Annotated in this window: 13 protein-coding genes; 12 read left to right on the top strand and 1 reads right to left on the bottom strand. The window is 53.0% G+C overall.

Annotated features, from left to right (window positions below):
• Positions 1 to 349: 349 nt before the first annotated feature.
• The 8 genes from HOLDEFILI_RS17120 to HOLDEFILI_RS17085 all read left to right on the top strand — a co-directional run bounded on the left by HOLDEFILI_RS17120 (position 350) and on the right by HOLDEFILI_RS17085 (position 7,989).
• The gene (locus HOLDEFILI_RS17120) at positions 350 to 1,627 is read left to right on the top strand and encodes an ABC transporter substrate-binding protein (RefSeq protein WP_006061168.1); all 1,278 of its coding nucleotides are present in this window, start codon (positions 350 to 352) and stop codon (positions 1,625 to 1,627) included.
• A gap of 80 nt (positions 1,628 to 1,707) precedes the next feature.
• On the top strand, positions 1,708 to 2,613 hold the full coding sequence (locus tag HOLDEFILI_RS17115) for a carbohydrate ABC transporter permease (RefSeq protein WP_006061167.1): 906 nt from the start codon (positions 1,708 to 1,710) through the stop codon (positions 2,611 to 2,613).
• A 10-nt stretch (positions 2,614 to 2,623) separates the two neighbouring features.
• On the top strand, positions 2,624 to 3,445 hold the full coding sequence (locus HOLDEFILI_RS17110; RefSeq protein WP_006061166.1) for a carbohydrate ABC transporter permease: 822 nt from the start codon (positions 2,624 to 2,626) through the stop codon (positions 3,443 to 3,445).
• Positions 3,445 to 3,912 (top strand): hypothetical protein, encoded by a 468-nt coding sequence (locus HOLDEFILI_RS17105; RefSeq protein WP_006061165.1) that lies wholly within the window; start codon positions 3,445 to 3,447, stop codon positions 3,910 to 3,912. The genes HOLDEFILI_RS17110 and HOLDEFILI_RS17105 overlap by 1 nt, the downstream gene beginning before the upstream one ends.
• Entirely contained in the window at positions 3,900 to 4,610 is a 711-nt protein-coding gene (locus HOLDEFILI_RS17100) for a PIG-L deacetylase family protein (RefSeq protein ID WP_006061164.1), read from the top strand. The genes HOLDEFILI_RS17105 and HOLDEFILI_RS17100 overlap by 13 nt, the downstream gene beginning before the upstream one ends.
• 2 nt (positions 4,611 to 4,612) lie before the next feature.
• A complete protein-coding gene (locus tag HOLDEFILI_RS17095; RefSeq protein ID WP_006061163.1) occupies positions 4,613 to 5,665 on the top strand; it encodes an amidohydrolase family protein in 1,053 nt (350 codons plus the stop codon).
• 15 nt (positions 5,666 to 5,680) lie between these two features.
• On the top strand, positions 5,681 to 7,063 hold the full coding sequence (locus tag HOLDEFILI_RS17090) for a family 4 glycosyl hydrolase (protein ID WP_006061162.1): 1,383 nt from the start codon (positions 5,681 to 5,683) through the stop codon (positions 7,061 to 7,063).
• Entirely contained in the window at positions 7,054 to 7,989 is a 936-nt protein-coding gene (locus HOLDEFILI_RS17085) for a carbohydrate kinase family protein (protein WP_006061161.1), read from the top strand. The genes HOLDEFILI_RS17090 and HOLDEFILI_RS17085 overlap by 10 nt, the downstream gene beginning before the upstream one ends.
• Before the next feature lie 23 nt (positions 7,990 to 8,012).
• Here HOLDEFILI_RS17085 and HOLDEFILI_RS17080 read toward each other — a convergent pair whose 3' ends face one another.
• A complete protein-coding gene (locus HOLDEFILI_RS17080; RefSeq protein ID WP_006061160.1) occupies positions 8,013 to 8,768 on the bottom strand; it encodes a DeoR/GlpR family DNA-binding transcription regulator in 756 nt (251 codons plus the stop codon).
• Positions 8,769 to 8,928: 160 nt separating this feature from the next.
• Here HOLDEFILI_RS17080 and iolD point away from each other — a divergent pair, with 160 nt between their 5' ends.
• Genes iolD through HOLDEFILI_RS17060 form a run of 4 tightly spaced genes read left to right on the top strand, consistent with a single transcriptional unit; the run spans position 8,929 to position 14,233 of the window.
• The gene (iolD, locus tag HOLDEFILI_RS17075; protein ID WP_006061158.1) at positions 8,929 to 10,854 is read left to right on the top strand and encodes a 3D-(3,5/4)-trihydroxycyclohexane-1,2-dione acylhydrolase (decyclizing); all 1,926 of its coding nucleotides are present in this window, start codon (positions 8,929 to 8,931) and stop codon (positions 10,852 to 10,854) included.
• Positions 10,855 to 10,858: 4 nt separating this feature from the next.
• A complete protein-coding gene (iolE, locus tag HOLDEFILI_RS17070) occupies positions 10,859 to 11,755 on the top strand; it encodes a myo-inosose-2 dehydratase (RefSeq protein ID WP_006061157.1) in 897 nt (298 codons plus the stop codon).
• Positions 11,756 to 11,769: 14 nt separating this feature from the next.
• Entirely contained in the window at positions 11,770 to 12,804 is a 1,035-nt protein-coding gene (gene iolG / locus HOLDEFILI_RS17065; RefSeq protein WP_006061156.1) for an inositol 2-dehydrogenase, read from the top strand.
• Positions 12,797 to 14,233, top strand: a complete 1,437-nt coding sequence (locus HOLDEFILI_RS17060; protein WP_006061155.1) for an aldehyde dehydrogenase family protein — start codon at positions 12,797 to 12,799, stop codon at positions 14,231 to 14,233. The genes iolG and HOLDEFILI_RS17060 overlap by 8 nt, the downstream gene beginning before the upstream one ends.
• Positions 14,234 to 14,358 lie beyond the last annotated feature (125 nt).

Below are 14,358 nucleotides of genomic sequence, written 5' to 3'. Positions count from 1 at the left end.
AAACGTCGCTGGAAATTCTAACGAAAGGCGGAAACAGAATTTGTGAATCAGTTTGGGAAAGGGGTTTAAAAAAAGTTTTTTGGAAATCGGAGAACATCAAAATGCTCAGATGAAAATCCGGAAAAATGAATGAAAAGAGATGAAAACCGTAATTATGTGCGGTTTTTTTGTTGAAAGAAACAAAAGAAGAATTTAAAAATGATAAAAGAAATATACAAAAAAGTATCAAAAGAGTATCAAAAATAACAGATTAAATTCTTACACAATACCAAGAGTTAAGCAATAAAAAATTGACACTTTTAAATGTAATCGCTTACACTAACGCCAACGGAAAGGAAGATTACCGATTATGAAAAAATTACTCAGCATTTTACTCAGCAGTTTTATGGTCTTAGCCATGTCTGCCTGCTCTGGCGGAGGCGGCGGCCAAACTCCGACGTCAGGTCCAGTTCAGATCAGCCTTACGCTGTGGGATGAGGTGCAGGCGCCCATCATCCAGCAGAACGTCGACAAGTTTAACGAACTCCACAAGGGTGAAATCGAAGCCACGATCGAACAGGTTCCATGGAGCAACTACTGGCAGAAGCTGGACGCTTCGCTGGAATCCGGAGAATCTGCGGACGTGATGTGGATGAACACCTATCTGCCGAAATATGTCGAGGGCGGCGTTTTAAAACCGCTGGATGAATTCATCAAAGCCGATAATTATGATTTGACACAGTATGTTGATGCGCGTGTCCAGGCTTTCAATTATGACGGAGCCCAATACTGTCTGCCGAAAGGCTTAGACGCTGTCTATGTTGCGCTGAACACTGAAATCTTTACGAAATACAATGTCGAGCTGCCGCAGGATGGCTGGACCTGGGACGATATGCGGACGATTGCCGGACAGCTGCGCGACGCGATTGCGGCCGCAGGCGGCACCGAATATCCGATCGTCATGGAACTTGACGCCCAGCCTTCGTTTGTCAACTTCTTTGAACAAAACGGCGCGGTCTATCTGTCTGACGATGGTAAGACGACCGGTGTCGCAGAACCAGCCGGTATTGATACGATACAGCAGATGGTCGATTTGATGGACCAGAAGATGATGGCTCCGTACACCGTCTTATCCGAAACCAAGGGTACCGACCTGTTTGTTTCCAGTCAGGGCGCGATCGTCTTCATCGGCTCTTGGAAAGCCTCCGTGCTGGATACCTCGAGCTTAGGACAAAACGGCGCGATTCAGCTCATTCCGATGCCGTCGATGGCCGTTAACAATAAGTCGGTTCTGGGCGGATTGGGCTACGCGATCGCCGCGCAGACCAAGCATCCGCAAGAAGCTTGGGAATTGATCAAATATCTGACGGGTGCGGAAGCGATGAGCGTGGAAGCGCAGAACGGCATTGATTTCCCGGCGAACTTTGAAGCGCAGAAGGAATATGTCAAGAGCTTCAAGAATATTGATGCGCAGGTGATCGCCGACGTCACCAAGACTGGCTTCCCATATCCGACCAACGGCAACTTTGAATGGAACACCTTCGTCAACGACGCGATCGCGATGGCGCTCTCTGGTCAGCAGCCGGTCGAACAGGCGCTGAAGGACGGTGCGGAAAAAGCGCAGGCCGTACTCGATCAGTTAAATTAATCAATGAAGCAATGAACGTGAAAGAGTTAGGCAGAAGCAGTTTTGCCTAACTCTGATTCTCTTAAATCAGGAGGAATCCCATGAGTACAAACAAACTGAGGTTTTCAAAAAGAAAAGTCAAGGAAGCCGGCGCCGCGTATCTGTTTATCGCGCCGATGGTGATCGGCTTGCTGATCTTTTATTTCTTTGCCTTCATCCAGAATATTTATTTCAGCTTTAATAAAGTCGGCGCGTTTGGGCCGCCTACGTTTATCGGCTGGGATAATTATATCCGTCTGGTTAACGATCCGCTATTCTGGACGGCGCTTAAAAACACGTTGTTTTACACCGTGCTGGGCGTACCGCTGGTCGTCGGGTTCTCCGTGGTGATCGCCTGGCTGCTCAACCAGAAAATCAAGGGCCAGACGCTGTACCGCACTGCGATCTTTCTGCCGGCGATCACCATGCCGGCGGCGATCGGTTTGCTTTGGCGCTGGCTGATGAACTACCAATACGGCTTACTGAACTACATCATTGTCAAGCTTGGCGGTCAGCCGATTGCCTGGCTGAGTGATCCCAATACCGTAAAATGGGCGATCTTGATTGTCCTGGTATGGTCGATGGTCAGTTATCAGGTCATCATCATGTTAGCGGGCCTGCAGGGAATTTCCAAGATTTATTATGAAGCGGCGGAAATCGATGGCGCGAATAAAATGCAGATTTTCTTCAAAGTGACGCTGCCGCTGCTGAGTCCGACGATCTTCTTCGTGACGATCATGTCGATGATCAACATCCTGCAGATCTTTGATTTCATCTTCTTGATGATCCAGCGCAACACCGTGGCGTATCAATACTCGATGAGTCTGGTCAGCTACTTCTATGAAATCGCGTTTACGCAGAATATCCGCGGCTACGCTTCGGCGATCTCGGTCGTTCTGTTTCTGATTATCCTGGCGATCACCGCCGTCCAGTTTGTAGCCCAGAAATACTGGGTTAACTACGATTAAGGAGGGGCTTATGAAAGAGAATAAAGTCAAATTTCTGTTTCATGCGGCGTTAGTGATCTTCGCGCTGATCATGTTGATCCCGTTTGTCTGGATGTTTCTGACGTCCATCAAAACCTATGAGGAAGCGATCCGGATTCCGCTGCAGATGTTCCCGAAGGAAATTCAGTGGGTGAATTATGAGATCGTCTACAACAAGTTCCCATTCCTGACATTATACTGGAACACCATCGTTGTTACAGTCGTCACGATTGCCGGTCAGCTGTTCATCGTTTCCCTGGCCGCTTATGCCTTCGCGCGGCTGAATTTCCCGTTTAAGAATATTCTGTTCATCGGGATGCTGGGGCTGATGATGGTGCCGGGCCAGATATTTTTGATCCCGCAGTTCCGTCTGATGGTCCAGATGAAGCTGACCAACACACTGACCGCGCTGGTGCTGCCGTCATTGTTCAGCGTATTCGGCGTCTTCTTACTGCGGCAGGCGTTCCAGACGATTCCGAAAGATCTTGACGAAGCAGCGCGGATGGACGGCTGTTCCTATTTCCGGATTTACTGGCAGATCATGCTGCCGCTGGTCACGCCGAATTTGGTCGCTCTGGGTATCATGACGATGCTGAGCACCTGGAAAAACCTGATGTGGCCGATTATCGTCAACCGCTCGATTGAGAAGATGACGTTATCGGCGGGGCTGGCGATGTTGATCGGCGAACATACGACTTATTATGAACAGGTCATGGCCGGCGCGGTCATCTCGGTTCTCCCGATGATCATCGTCTTCATGATCTTCCAGAAACAATTCGTCGAAGGGATCGCCAAGACGGGAGTGAAGGGCTGATGCGGAAGAAAATCTACCGGATTACGCTGATTCTCGGTCTGTTTTCCTTAGCGCTGAGCGCCGGGCTGATCACACTGATCTTAAAGGACAATGCCTATCTGCTGATCGATCCGGCCCAAGATTTATACCAGCTGGAGGTCCTGGATTCCCAAAAGCTGGCGCTGCAGCTGAGTGCGTCGCTGCCCTCGCTGATCTTTCTGATCAACGCAGGGCTGGCCCTCTCGCTGTATCATACCCGGGCCGCGCTGAACACTCCATCAGGCCGTTACAGTCTGATCTGGATCGTTTTATCCATTGGCTACCAATGTCTGACGATGCTGGAATCGCGCTGGGGCTTTGGTATTGAAATGATCACGATTCTGTTGATGGCAGGGACCTGGCTGATGAAAGCTGCCGCCTGCCGTGCGTTATTCCGCGAGCTGAAAAGCGAAAAGCCCGCGTCGAAAGGAGTCTTATGCGTAAATTAAAAATTGCCGCGTTTATGCCGCACCCCGACGATACGGAGATTCTGGTCGGCGGGACCTTGTTGAAATACAAAGCTCAGGGTCACGACGTTCACGTCGTCATCGCGATGGACGGCCGGCGCGGCCGGGGGCATCTGCCGGATTCTGTCAGCTGGCAGGAAATCGTGGCGATCCGCCATGAAGAAGCCCGCCGGGCCTGCGCCATCTTAGGCGTGGAGCCGATCTTTCTCGACATCGAAGACCATCGTCTGTTAGATGACCGCGACTGTTATGAAAAGGTCATCACTGCGATGGAAAGCCTGAATCCCGACGTTGTCTTCACCTGCGCGCCGAACGATTATCACAATGATCACCGCTGTCTGTCGCGGTTAGTGCTCAACAGCGCCTGGGCGCCGGTGTTCTTTGCGGAAACCTCCTGCGGTGTTGATTTCAATCCTGATTTCTATGTCGACATTACGGAATTTATCGAAACGAAAATTGAAATGGCCCGCCAGCATCAGTCGCAGTTTACGGAAGATCCGAAGGAAACGATTGAAATCGTCAACCGCTTCCGCGCGCTGCAGTGCCGGCGCAAAGAGATTCGCTATGCCGAGTGCTTCAAACTCTACAAACGCTTTGAATGGGTTAAAGCCTATGAGCTGCTGCCGCACGACGATTATGAGCTGCCGGAAAAAATTGTTCCGACAACGGAAAGGAATTAACCATGCTGCAATTTAGAAGACCGATCAGCGACTGTCACATCCATCTGTTCAATCCTGCTCAGATTCAGGAATGCTTCGATATGGTCAAAACCTGCGGTTATGATCATTGGACCTTCCTCGGCTGTACCTTGATCGGAAGCCGGGCCCTGACGCAGAATCTGATGGGCGCGCTGCTGAAGCTTAAAGGCCAGGGGCAGTGTCTGGCGTATGCGTCATTTCACTATGATTCCATGCAGCTGCCGGATGCGGAAAACCTCCGCGCTCAGATCGAGATGTTCGACAAGATGGGCTATGACGGCATCAAAATGCTCGACGGCAAACCGGGGATCCGCAAGCGCCTGAATCGCCGGCTGGATGATCCGGCCTATGATCTGATGTTCGATTACGCCCAAAAACGCCAGTTCCCGATCCTCTACCACATCAACGATCCGATGGAATTCTGGCATGCGGAGCTGCTTCCTGAGTGGGCGAAGGGCAAAGGAAATTTCTACGGCGACGGGACATTCCCGAAAAAGCTGGAAATCGACCAGGAAACCTTCGGCTTTCTGCGCAAGCATCCAAACTTAAAGCTGTGCATTCCGCATTTCTTCTTCATTTCTGATCAGCACGGTCTGTGCTGCGAAATGCTCGACCGGTATCCGAATTTGTACTTTGATATCACGCCGGGTTGGGAAATGTTTGAAAACTTCGCCAAGGATGTCGATTTGTGGCGGGACTTCTTCCGTGATTATTCCCATAAGATTCTTTACGGCACCGATACCTTCTCCGATCATTGGCAGGAAACGGTCGGCTGCCTGCAGCGGGTTTTGGAAACTGCCGAGGAATTTACGGCGTTTGAGGAACACTGCCGCGGATTAGATCTGCCGGATTCGGTGCTGGATGATCTCTATCATAACAATTACTACAAGTTCAACAGCTTAGGCAAACCGTTAGACGTCAAAGCGGTGCTGGCGTATGCCGACACGCTGTACGCCAAGGCAAAGGGGCTGCCGGAGGAAGCGTTGATCGTAGCCGATATCGACTTCTATAAGGAAGAAATTGCCCGTTATCTGTAAGAAAGGGGAACTCTTATGAAACTGTGCGTATTGGGAGGCGGCGGCGTCCGATCCTGTTTCCTGGCGAAAAGCATCGCCTGCAACGCCAGTCTGGCAAATCTGACCGAGGTTGTTCTGATGGACGTCGATCAGGCGAAGCTGGACCGCTATGGCAAGCTGGCCCGGCAGATCGCGATCCGTATCGCTCCTTCACTGCGGGTCACGCTGACCCGCAGCGTCGAGGAAGCCGTAACCGACGCGGATTTCGTAATTACAACGATTCGTTCCGGCGGTGATCACAGCCGCGTTCGGGATGAGGAAATCGTCAGCCGCTATGGGTTATTAGCCCAGGAAACAACCGGCGCCTGCGGCTTTGCGATGGCGATGCGCTCGATTCCGGTCTTGCTGGATTATTGTGAAAAAATCAAACGGCTGGCGCATCCGAATTGTCTGATCTTCAACTTCACCAATCCCAGCGGTATCGTGACCCAGGCGCTGAACAGCTGCGGTTATCCGGTGTATGGGATCTGCGATGCGCCGAGCGAATTCATCAAGCAGCTGGCCGCGATGCTCAACGTGGCGGAAGACCGCTTTGCCTGTGAATGCTTCGGCCTGAATCATCTGTCGTGGTTCACGCATTTCCAGGTAGACGGCCAGGACGTTACGGAACGGATTTTCAACGATCCGCAGCTGTTTTCCAAGACGGAAATGCGTCTGTTTGAGCCGCAGGTACTGAAAATGACCGATGGCTGCCTGCCGAACGAATATTTATATTTCTACTATTATACCCGCAAGGTGATCGCTTCCAGCACTCAGGCCAAAGAATCCCGGGCGCAGCTGATCGAGCGGGTCAATGCCCAGATGAACCAGGCGCTGGAAGGCGTCGATCCGGATCAGGAATTTGAAAAGGCATTCCGGATTTTCTTTAAGCATTACAACATCCGGGAAAATAATTACATGATGAACGAATCCGGCAAAGTCCGTGTGCGGCACTATGACGTGCCGGGCGTTGAGGAATTTCTGACAGCTCCGGATGAGGGCGGCTATGCCGGGGTAGCGCTGCGCTTTGTCCGAGCCTGGTCGCAGAACGAGCCGGTTGAAATGATTCTGTCGATTCCCAACCGCGGCGCGATTCCCGGCCTGCGCGACGAGGACGTCGTCGAGATTTCCTGCCGGATTGACAAGGACGGCGCGCATCCGATCGGCCAGCGTCAGATTCCGCAGCCAATCCTGAATCTGATCCAGACGATGAAGGAATATGAACGAACCGCGGTCCGCGCGATCCTGAACCGCGACCGGGATCTGGCAATCAAGGCGCTGCTGATCAATCCGCTGGTCGCCAATCTTGATCTGGCGGAAAAGATCGTCGGCGCGTTTCTGATGGAAGTTCAAAAGGAAGGACAGCCGCCATGGAAATGAGTAAAATCGTTGCGGTGATCGGCCAGATGAACGTTGATCTGATCTACAAAGATATCAATCGTTTTCCCAATGAAGGTGAAGAAGTTTTCGCCACTGATTTTAAGATTGAACTGGGCGGGGGACCGATGGTCATTCCGATCATGCTGAGCCGGCTGGGCATTCCCGTTAAGCTGGGAACCTATTTCGGCGATGATTTTCAATCGCGGATTGCCAGCGATCTCTTAAACGACATCCGCTTTCATTATGTGGAAACGCTCAAAACGCGAAAAAAACATCCGGTGGTCGTGACGTGCGTGATCACGACCGAAGCCGAACGCAGCTTTGTCTGCTACAACGAAGGTGCGGACGAGCTGGACTGCGGACCGGAAAGCATCTATGAATTTTACAAGTCCAGCTCGATCTGTTTCTGCCCGCAGGATCTCTCGGTCGCCCGCAAGCTGAAAGACGAGGGAAAAATCCTGGTGTTCGACGTCGGCTGGACGGATGATCTGTCCTTCCAGAAAATCGGCGAGCATCTGCGGGTGTGCGACTACTTTACGCCGAATGAAAAGGAAGCGGAGAAGCTGACCGGCACGCATGATCCGTTAGTGATGCTGGATCGGCTGGAGGCCTATACAAAAACCCCGATCGTCAAACTAGGACGGCGGGGCTGCATCGTCAAGCTGGATTCCAAGTATATTCACGTGCCGGGATTGAAATTCAATACTATCGATCCGACCGGAGCCGGCGACAATTTCCTGACCGGTCTGATCTACGGCTTATATCATGAACTGCCGCTGGTCGACTGTATCCGCTACGGCAACATCATGGGCGGTCTTTGCACCGAAGTGTTGGGCTGCTTCCGCTGGGATCTCAATCCCCAGATGATCGAGGCGTATTGGAACCAATGTCCTGAAGCCCAGGAAATTACACACTTTGAACTTTAGTGATTCTCAGTATTGCGGCCAGATTAATAAAAGAGCTGGATATTGTTGCGCTTGAAATAATTCAGGTAATTATCCGGCGGACATTCATCGGTGATCACGCCTTCAATTTTTTCCAACGATGCGAAATTGTTGAAGGCGGTCACGTTGAATTTCGTATGATCGCAGAGCACATAGTTTTTAATGGAATTGCCGATGACCTTGGTCTTCACCGCCGCCTCATAGAAATTCATGTTGGTTAAACCGCGGGGCAGCGACAGGCCAACGGTCGCGATGAAGGACTTGTTGAAAAGATACCGCATCGTATCGGTGTCGACGTAATAGGAACGGCTTTCATGATGATAAGCGCCGCCCAGGGCCAGACAGTGGATCGATGGATACTTGCTGACGGCGTTGAGCACGTCGAGGCTGTGCGACACAATCGTGATGTTCTCCTTGTCGGCTAAAAAGTCGACGATGTAATGCGCGGTAGAACCGGAGTCAATAAAGATGATGTCGTTATTTTCAACTAATGACGCGGCCAGCTCGCCGATCTTGATCTTTTCTTCAATGTTGATCGTCGAATGGATGGCCGGCATGCTGACGTCGACCTTCGTTTCATTGCTCCGTTTGAACAGGACGCCGCCGTACACCTTGGTGATGACGCCGCGTCCCTGCAATTCCTTCAGATCGCGCCGCAGCGTCTGCAGCGAAATATTGAATTTTTCAAGCAGATCGTCGATCGACGCATATTGCTTCTGCGACAGATACAGTTCGATTTCATTTAAACGGTTATATTTCATATCCTAAGCTTCCTCGACTTTGACTTCATTATAAGAAAAGCGGAGCGGGGAATCAAGCGCCGGATCGGAATCGTCTTGCCGGACATTTTCGGAAGGTGAGACGGAGATCTGGAAATAATAAAACAAGCGAGCGCGGACGTGCCAATCGGGAGGGGTAGTAATGAAAACGGTGCATTGTACTACGGCGCAGGCGCTGGTCCGGTTTCTGGATCAGCAGTATGTCAGCCTGGATGGAAAAGAAAGTAAATTTGTAGAAGGTGTCAGTGTGATCTTCGGACACGGGATCGTATTGGGACTGGGCGAAGCACTGCTTCACGACGATCATTCGCTGAAGGTCTTCCAGGGACGCAACGAACAGGGAATGGCGCATACGGCAATCGGTTTTGCCAAACAGCACCAGCGCCGCAAGATCATCGCCGTGGCGTCTTCAATCGGACCGGGCGCGGCGAACATGGTCACCGCGGCGGCGACGGCGACCGCGAACAATCTTCCGTTGTTATTGCTGCCGGCGGATACGTTTGCGACGCGCCAGCCGGATCCGGTTTTGCAGCAGGTCGAGCAGCCCTATGATCTGTCCATCACGACGAATGACGCATTCCGCCCTGTCAGCCGTTATTTTGACCGGATATCACGTCCGGAGATGCTGATGAGCGCGATGATCAACGCGATGCGGGTGCTGACGGATCCGCAGGGAACCGGCGCGGTTACGATCGCGCTGCCGCAGGATGTTCAAGGCGAAGCCTGGGATTTCCCAGAAAGCTTTTTCATGAAACGAACTCATCCGCTGATCAGAACCCTTCCGGACAGCGAAATGCTGCACAAGGCGGCGTATCAGATTTTGGATTCCCGCAATCCGCTGCTGATTGTCGGGGGCGGCTGCCGCTACAGCGAAGCCGGCGCGGCGATCCGGGATTTCTGCAACGAATTCAAGCTGCCGATGGCGGAAACGCAAGCTGGTAAATCGACGGTCACCTCGGATTTTTTCTACAATCTTGGCGGTATCGGCGTCACCGGCAACCTGGCGGCTAACCGCTATGTCCGCGACTGCGATCTGGTCATCGGTCTGGGCACGCGGCTGACGGATTTCACCACCGGATCCAAAGAACTGTTGGCCGAGGCGAAGCTGATTCAAATCAATTTATCTGATTACCATGGTCTGAAGCTGGACGCGCTTCACGTCAAAGCTGATGTGAAAACGGCGTTGGAACAGCTGGGTCAGATTCTGCGGCAGCATCATTACCATCATGAAAACGACATTGGCATCAGCAAGGTGAAACGTTTGTGGAACGAGGAAGTTGCCCGTTTCACCAGCGTGCGGCATTCAGAGCAGGTTCACCCGGAAATCAAGAACAATTACGAACGGCAGCTGCAGGAATTCCAACGGATGACGGCTTCCTGCCTGTCGCAGACCGCGGCGGTGAAATTGATTAATGAACGCATCGCGCCTGCTTCTCTGATCGTCGCAGCCAGCGGTTCGCTGCCGGGCGATCTGCAGCGGATGTGGGTCAGCCGCAGTGAAAACAGCTACAACGTGGAATACGGCTATTCGTGCATGGGCTTTGAGATCGCGGCGGCCTTGGGGGCGAAGCTGGCTGAACCCAAGCGCGAGGTCTACGCGATGGTCGGGGACGCGGCATTTCTAATGCTGCATGGCGAACTGGTCACTTCGCTGCAGGAGAACGCCAAGATTACGGTTTGTCTGTTCGATAACATGAGCAACGGCTGTATCAGCAATCTTCAGATGTCCAATGGTTTGGAAAGCTTCTGCACCGATTTCCGCTACCGCAAGGCGGAAAGCGGAAAGCTGGAAGGCGGATACATTCCGATCGACTACGCGGCCGTCGCCCGCGGTTACGGCTGCGAAGCATGGACGGTGCGCAGCGAGCAAGAGCTGGAAGACGCGCTGGCCAAAGCGGCTAGGGCGAAGCACAGCGTTTTGATCGACATCAAGGTGCTGCCGAAAACGATGACCGACGGTTACGCTTCCTGGTGGAACGTCGGCCTGGCCTCCGTCAGCCCGTTTGAACAAGTCAATGAAGCGTATGAACTGCTGCAGACGCAGCGGGAGAAGGCAAGGAGATATTAAGATTATGGAAATGAAAAATGTGAAAATCGGCATCGCGCCGATTGCCTGGACTAACGACGATCTGCCGGATTTAGGCAAGGAGAATACTTTTGAACAATGTGTCAGCGAAATGGCGCTGGCCGGCTATGCGGGATGCGAGATCGGCAACCGCTATCCGCGGGATCTGGCCGTCTTGAAAAAGGCGCTGGACTTGCGTGGTTTGCAGATCTGCAACGCCTGGTTCTCGACCTATTTTACCCGCGGCCAGAAGGAAGAAACGATTCAAAAATTCATTGAACACCGCGATTTCCTGCACGCCTTAGGCGCAAAGGTGATCGGCATCAGCGAACAGGGCGACAGTATTCAAGGCACGACGCTGCCGATCTTCGACGCCAAGCCGGTCTATACCGCAGCACAATGGCAGGCTGTGACAGAAGGCTTTGAGATCCTCGGAGCGCTGGCAGCGGAAAAAGGGATGCGGCTGGGTGTTCATCATCACATGGGAACCGGGGTGCAGACGGAAGCGGAGATCGATTATTTAATGGAACATACCTCTGAAAAGGTAGGTTTGCTTTACGACTGCGGTCATCTATATTATTCCGAAGGCAGCCAGGAAGCGACGCTGCGTGTTCTGGAAAAGCATATCGGCCGCGTTGTCCATGTTCATCTCAAGGACGTCCGTCCGAACGTATTGGAACAGGTGCGCTGCGAGAAGCTGAGCTTTCTGGAAGGCGTGCGCGCGGGCAGCTTCACCGTTCCTTCCGACGGCGTGATTCGTTTTGAACCAATCTTCGCCTGTCTGACGGCACATCAATATCAAGGGTGGATGGTCGTCGAGGCGGAACAGGATCCGGCCAAGGCCAATCCGTTGGAATACGCGCTGAAGGCCCGGGCGTTTATCCGGGAAAAGACCGGCTGTTAAAGGAGGAATGAAAGATGTTGAAAATTGGAATTATCGGCTTCGGCCGGATCGGCAAGGTTCATGCCCGGAGTATCCAGACACGCGTTGAAAACGCCTGCGTCCTGCGGATCTGCGATCCGTTTATGAATCCGGCAATGGAAGCGGAAGCACAAAAGCTCGGCATTCAGCGATGGGGAACCGACGCCGGGGAACTGATTCATGATCCGGAAATCGACGCCGTGCTGATCTGCAGCTCGACCCATACCCATGCCGCGCTGTCGATCGAAGCCGCGCAGGCGGGAAAACATATTTTCTGCGAAAAACCGGTGGACCCGGATCCCAAGCGGATCACCGAGGTCATCGCTGCCGTGGAAAAAGCCGGCGTCCATTTTCAAGTCGGCTTCAACCGCCGTTTCGATCATAATTTCAAGGCGCTGCGCCAGGCTGTTGAGCAAGGCAAGGTCGGCGATCCGCATTTTATTACGGTGCTCTCGCGTGATCCTGAAGCGCCAAGCCTGGATTACGTCAAGGTATCCGGCGGGATGTTTATGGATATGACAATTCATGATTTCGATATGGTCCGTTATTTATCCGGCAGCGAGGTGAGTGAGGTGTACGCCGTCGGCGACGCGCTGGTCAATCCTCAGATTAAGGAGCTGGGGGATATCGACAGTGCTCAGATCACGCTGCGTTTTGAGAATGGTGCGATCGGCTGCATCAGCAACAGCCGCCGGGCCGCTTACGGCTACGATCAGCGGGCTGAGGTCTTTGGCAGCCGGGGCAGCGCCGCGACCCAAAACGATACGCCGAGCACACTGATCCTCAGCGATGAACAGGGAGTTCAACAGGAAAAACCATTATATTTCTTTCTGGAACGATATATGCAGTCGTTCGCCGACGAAATCGCCAGTTTTACCGAGGCAATTGTGGAAAATAAACCAACGGCGGTCAACGGCCGTGACGGCCTGATCCCGGTGCTGATGGCTAAAGCCGCGCTCAAGTCGATGCGCGAACACCGCCCGGTTACAATGGCGGAAATCAAACAGGAAGAAGGCGTTGAACATGTATAAAATTGGCAATCAGATCGGTCAGGAAACAGTCCACAATCCGGCGTCGGTTCATCCGGTGACCAGTCCTTTAACTGGACAGGTGATCGGCGAGGTCAGCTATGCCGATCCGGCAATGATTGACAGAGCCGTAGCCAAAGCCCGCGAAGCTCAGCGGCAGTGGGCGCAGCTGACCTATAAGAAACGCAGCGAGGTGTTGTTCGCGATGCGGCAGCAGCTGCAGGCGCACGAAGACGAATTAGCGCAGATCATCACGCAGGAAAATGGGAAATCGTTAGCTGAATCCCGGGCGGCGGTGGCCAAGGCGATCGAGCTTTGCGAGTTTGCCGTCAGCATTCCGGCGCTGATCGCCGGGAAGACGGAAATCGTCAGCACCGGGATCGAGGTCAAAGAAATGACATTCCCGGTCGGCGTACTGGCTTGCGTCACACCGTTTAACTTTCCGCTGATGGTGCCGATGTGGACGATTCCCAACGCACTGGTCTGCGGCAACGCAGTGATTCTGAAACCGAGTGAAGCCACGCCGGTGACCGCGATGAAAATTGCCGAGTTGTTCGCACAGGCTGGCTTGCCGGACGGCTTGCTTTCCGTGGTTAACGGTGAAAAGGAAGTCGTGGAAGCGCTGTGCGATCATCCGGGTATTGACGCACTGACCTTTGTCGGTTCCACGCCGGTGGCCAAACTCGTCTACAAGCGAGCCACATCCAATTTAAAACGCTGTCTGGCGATGGGCGGAGCGAAGAATCACATTCTGGTTACGGACGAAGTGAATCCGGAAATCGTGGCGAAGGAGATTACTTCGGCGGCTTACGGCATGAGCGGTCAGCGCTGCATGGCAGCCTCCGTTGTTCTGGCCATCGGCCATTGCGGCGCTGTGATCGATCAGATCATCGCCATTTCCAAACAAATGGTCGCCGGCCGGGACTGTCCGCCGCTGATCTCCCGGAAAGCGGTGGAAAAAATCGGCCAGTACCTGGATCAGACTCCGGGGACAGTGGTTGTCGACGGCCGCCGGGCGATGGTGGAAGGGGATCCGAACGGCTATTATATCGGGCCGAGCGTGATTCTCTACGATACAATGGAAGCGATGCCAGAGGAAGAAGTCTTTGGACCAACGCTGGAAATTATTCAGGTGGCGACGCTGGAAGAAGCGATCGCCTATCAAAACCGTTCGCCGTATGGCAACGGCGCTTCAATCTTTACCGATACCGGTTTGTACGCACAGGAAGCGTCGCTGGGCTTATCCAGCGGCATGCTGGGGATTAATATCGGCGTACCGGTGCCGCGCGATCCGTTTTCCTTCGGCGGGTTGAAGGGGTCAAAGTTTGGATACGGCGACATCACCGGTTATGGTTCGCTGCCGTTATTGACGACGACGCGCAAAGTAACAACCAAGTGGAATCCCAAGGATAAAAAGGATTGGTTAAGCTAGGAGGCTCGCGAATGAATAAACTTTATGAAATGGTTACCCGCTTCCCGCAGACGGAAGTGTGGAACGACTCCTGCAGCTGCAAGGAGCTGCAGTACGCGATCGATAACGGCGCCAGCGGCGCGACG

This window comes from Holdemania filiformis DSM 12042 (assembly GCF_000157995.1).
In the GTDB taxonomy this organism is placed as follows: Bacteria; Bacillota_I; Bacilli_A; order Erysipelotrichales; family Erysipelotrichaceae; genus Holdemania; species Holdemania filiformis.
This window is presented reverse-complemented; position numbering and strand designations above follow the sequence as displayed.

Coding starts and splice junctions, on each gene's coding strand:
- HOLDEFILI_RS17120 (WP_006061168.1), top strand. CDS start 350: ATGAAAAAATTACTCAGCATTTTACTCAGCAGTTTTATGGTCTTAGCC.
- iolD (WP_006061158.1), top strand. CDS start 8,929: ATGAAAACGGTGCATTGTACTACGGCGCAGGCGCTGGTCCGGTTTCTG.
- HOLDEFILI_RS17100 (WP_006061164.1), top strand. CDS start 3,900: ATGCGTAAATTAAAAATTGCCGCGTTTATGCCGCACCCCGACGATACG.
- HOLDEFILI_RS17080 (WP_006061160.1), bottom strand. CDS start 8,768: ATGAAATATAACCGTTTAAATGAAATCGAACTGTATCTGTCGCAGAAG.
- HOLDEFILI_RS17085 (WP_006061161.1), top strand. CDS start 7,054: ATGGAAATGAGTAAAATCGTTGCGGTGATCGGCCAGATGAACGTTGAT.
- HOLDEFILI_RS17115 (WP_006061167.1), top strand. CDS start 1,708: ATGAGTACAAACAAACTGAGGTTTTCAAAAAGAAAAGTCAAGGAAGCC.
- HOLDEFILI_RS17105 (WP_006061165.1), top strand. CDS start 3,445: ATGCGGAAGAAAATCTACCGGATTACGCTGATTCTCGGTCTGTTTTCC.
- iolG (WP_006061156.1), top strand. CDS start 11,770: ATGTTGAAAATTGGAATTATCGGCTTCGGCCGGATCGGCAAGGTTCAT.
- HOLDEFILI_RS17095 (WP_006061163.1), top strand. CDS start 4,613: ATGCTGCAATTTAGAAGACCGATCAGCGACTGTCACATCCATCTGTTC.
- iolE (WP_006061157.1), top strand. CDS start 10,859: ATGGAAATGAAAAATGTGAAAATCGGCATCGCGCCGATTGCCTGGACT.
- HOLDEFILI_RS17060 (WP_006061155.1), top strand. CDS start 12,797: ATGTATAAAATTGGCAATCAGATCGGTCAGGAAACAGTCCACAATCCG.
- HOLDEFILI_RS17110 (WP_006061166.1), top strand. CDS start 2,624: ATGAAAGAGAATAAAGTCAAATTTCTGTTTCATGCGGCGTTAGTGATC.
- HOLDEFILI_RS17090 (WP_006061162.1), top strand. CDS start 5,681: ATGAAACTGTGCGTATTGGGAGGCGGCGGCGTCCGATCCTGTTTCCTG.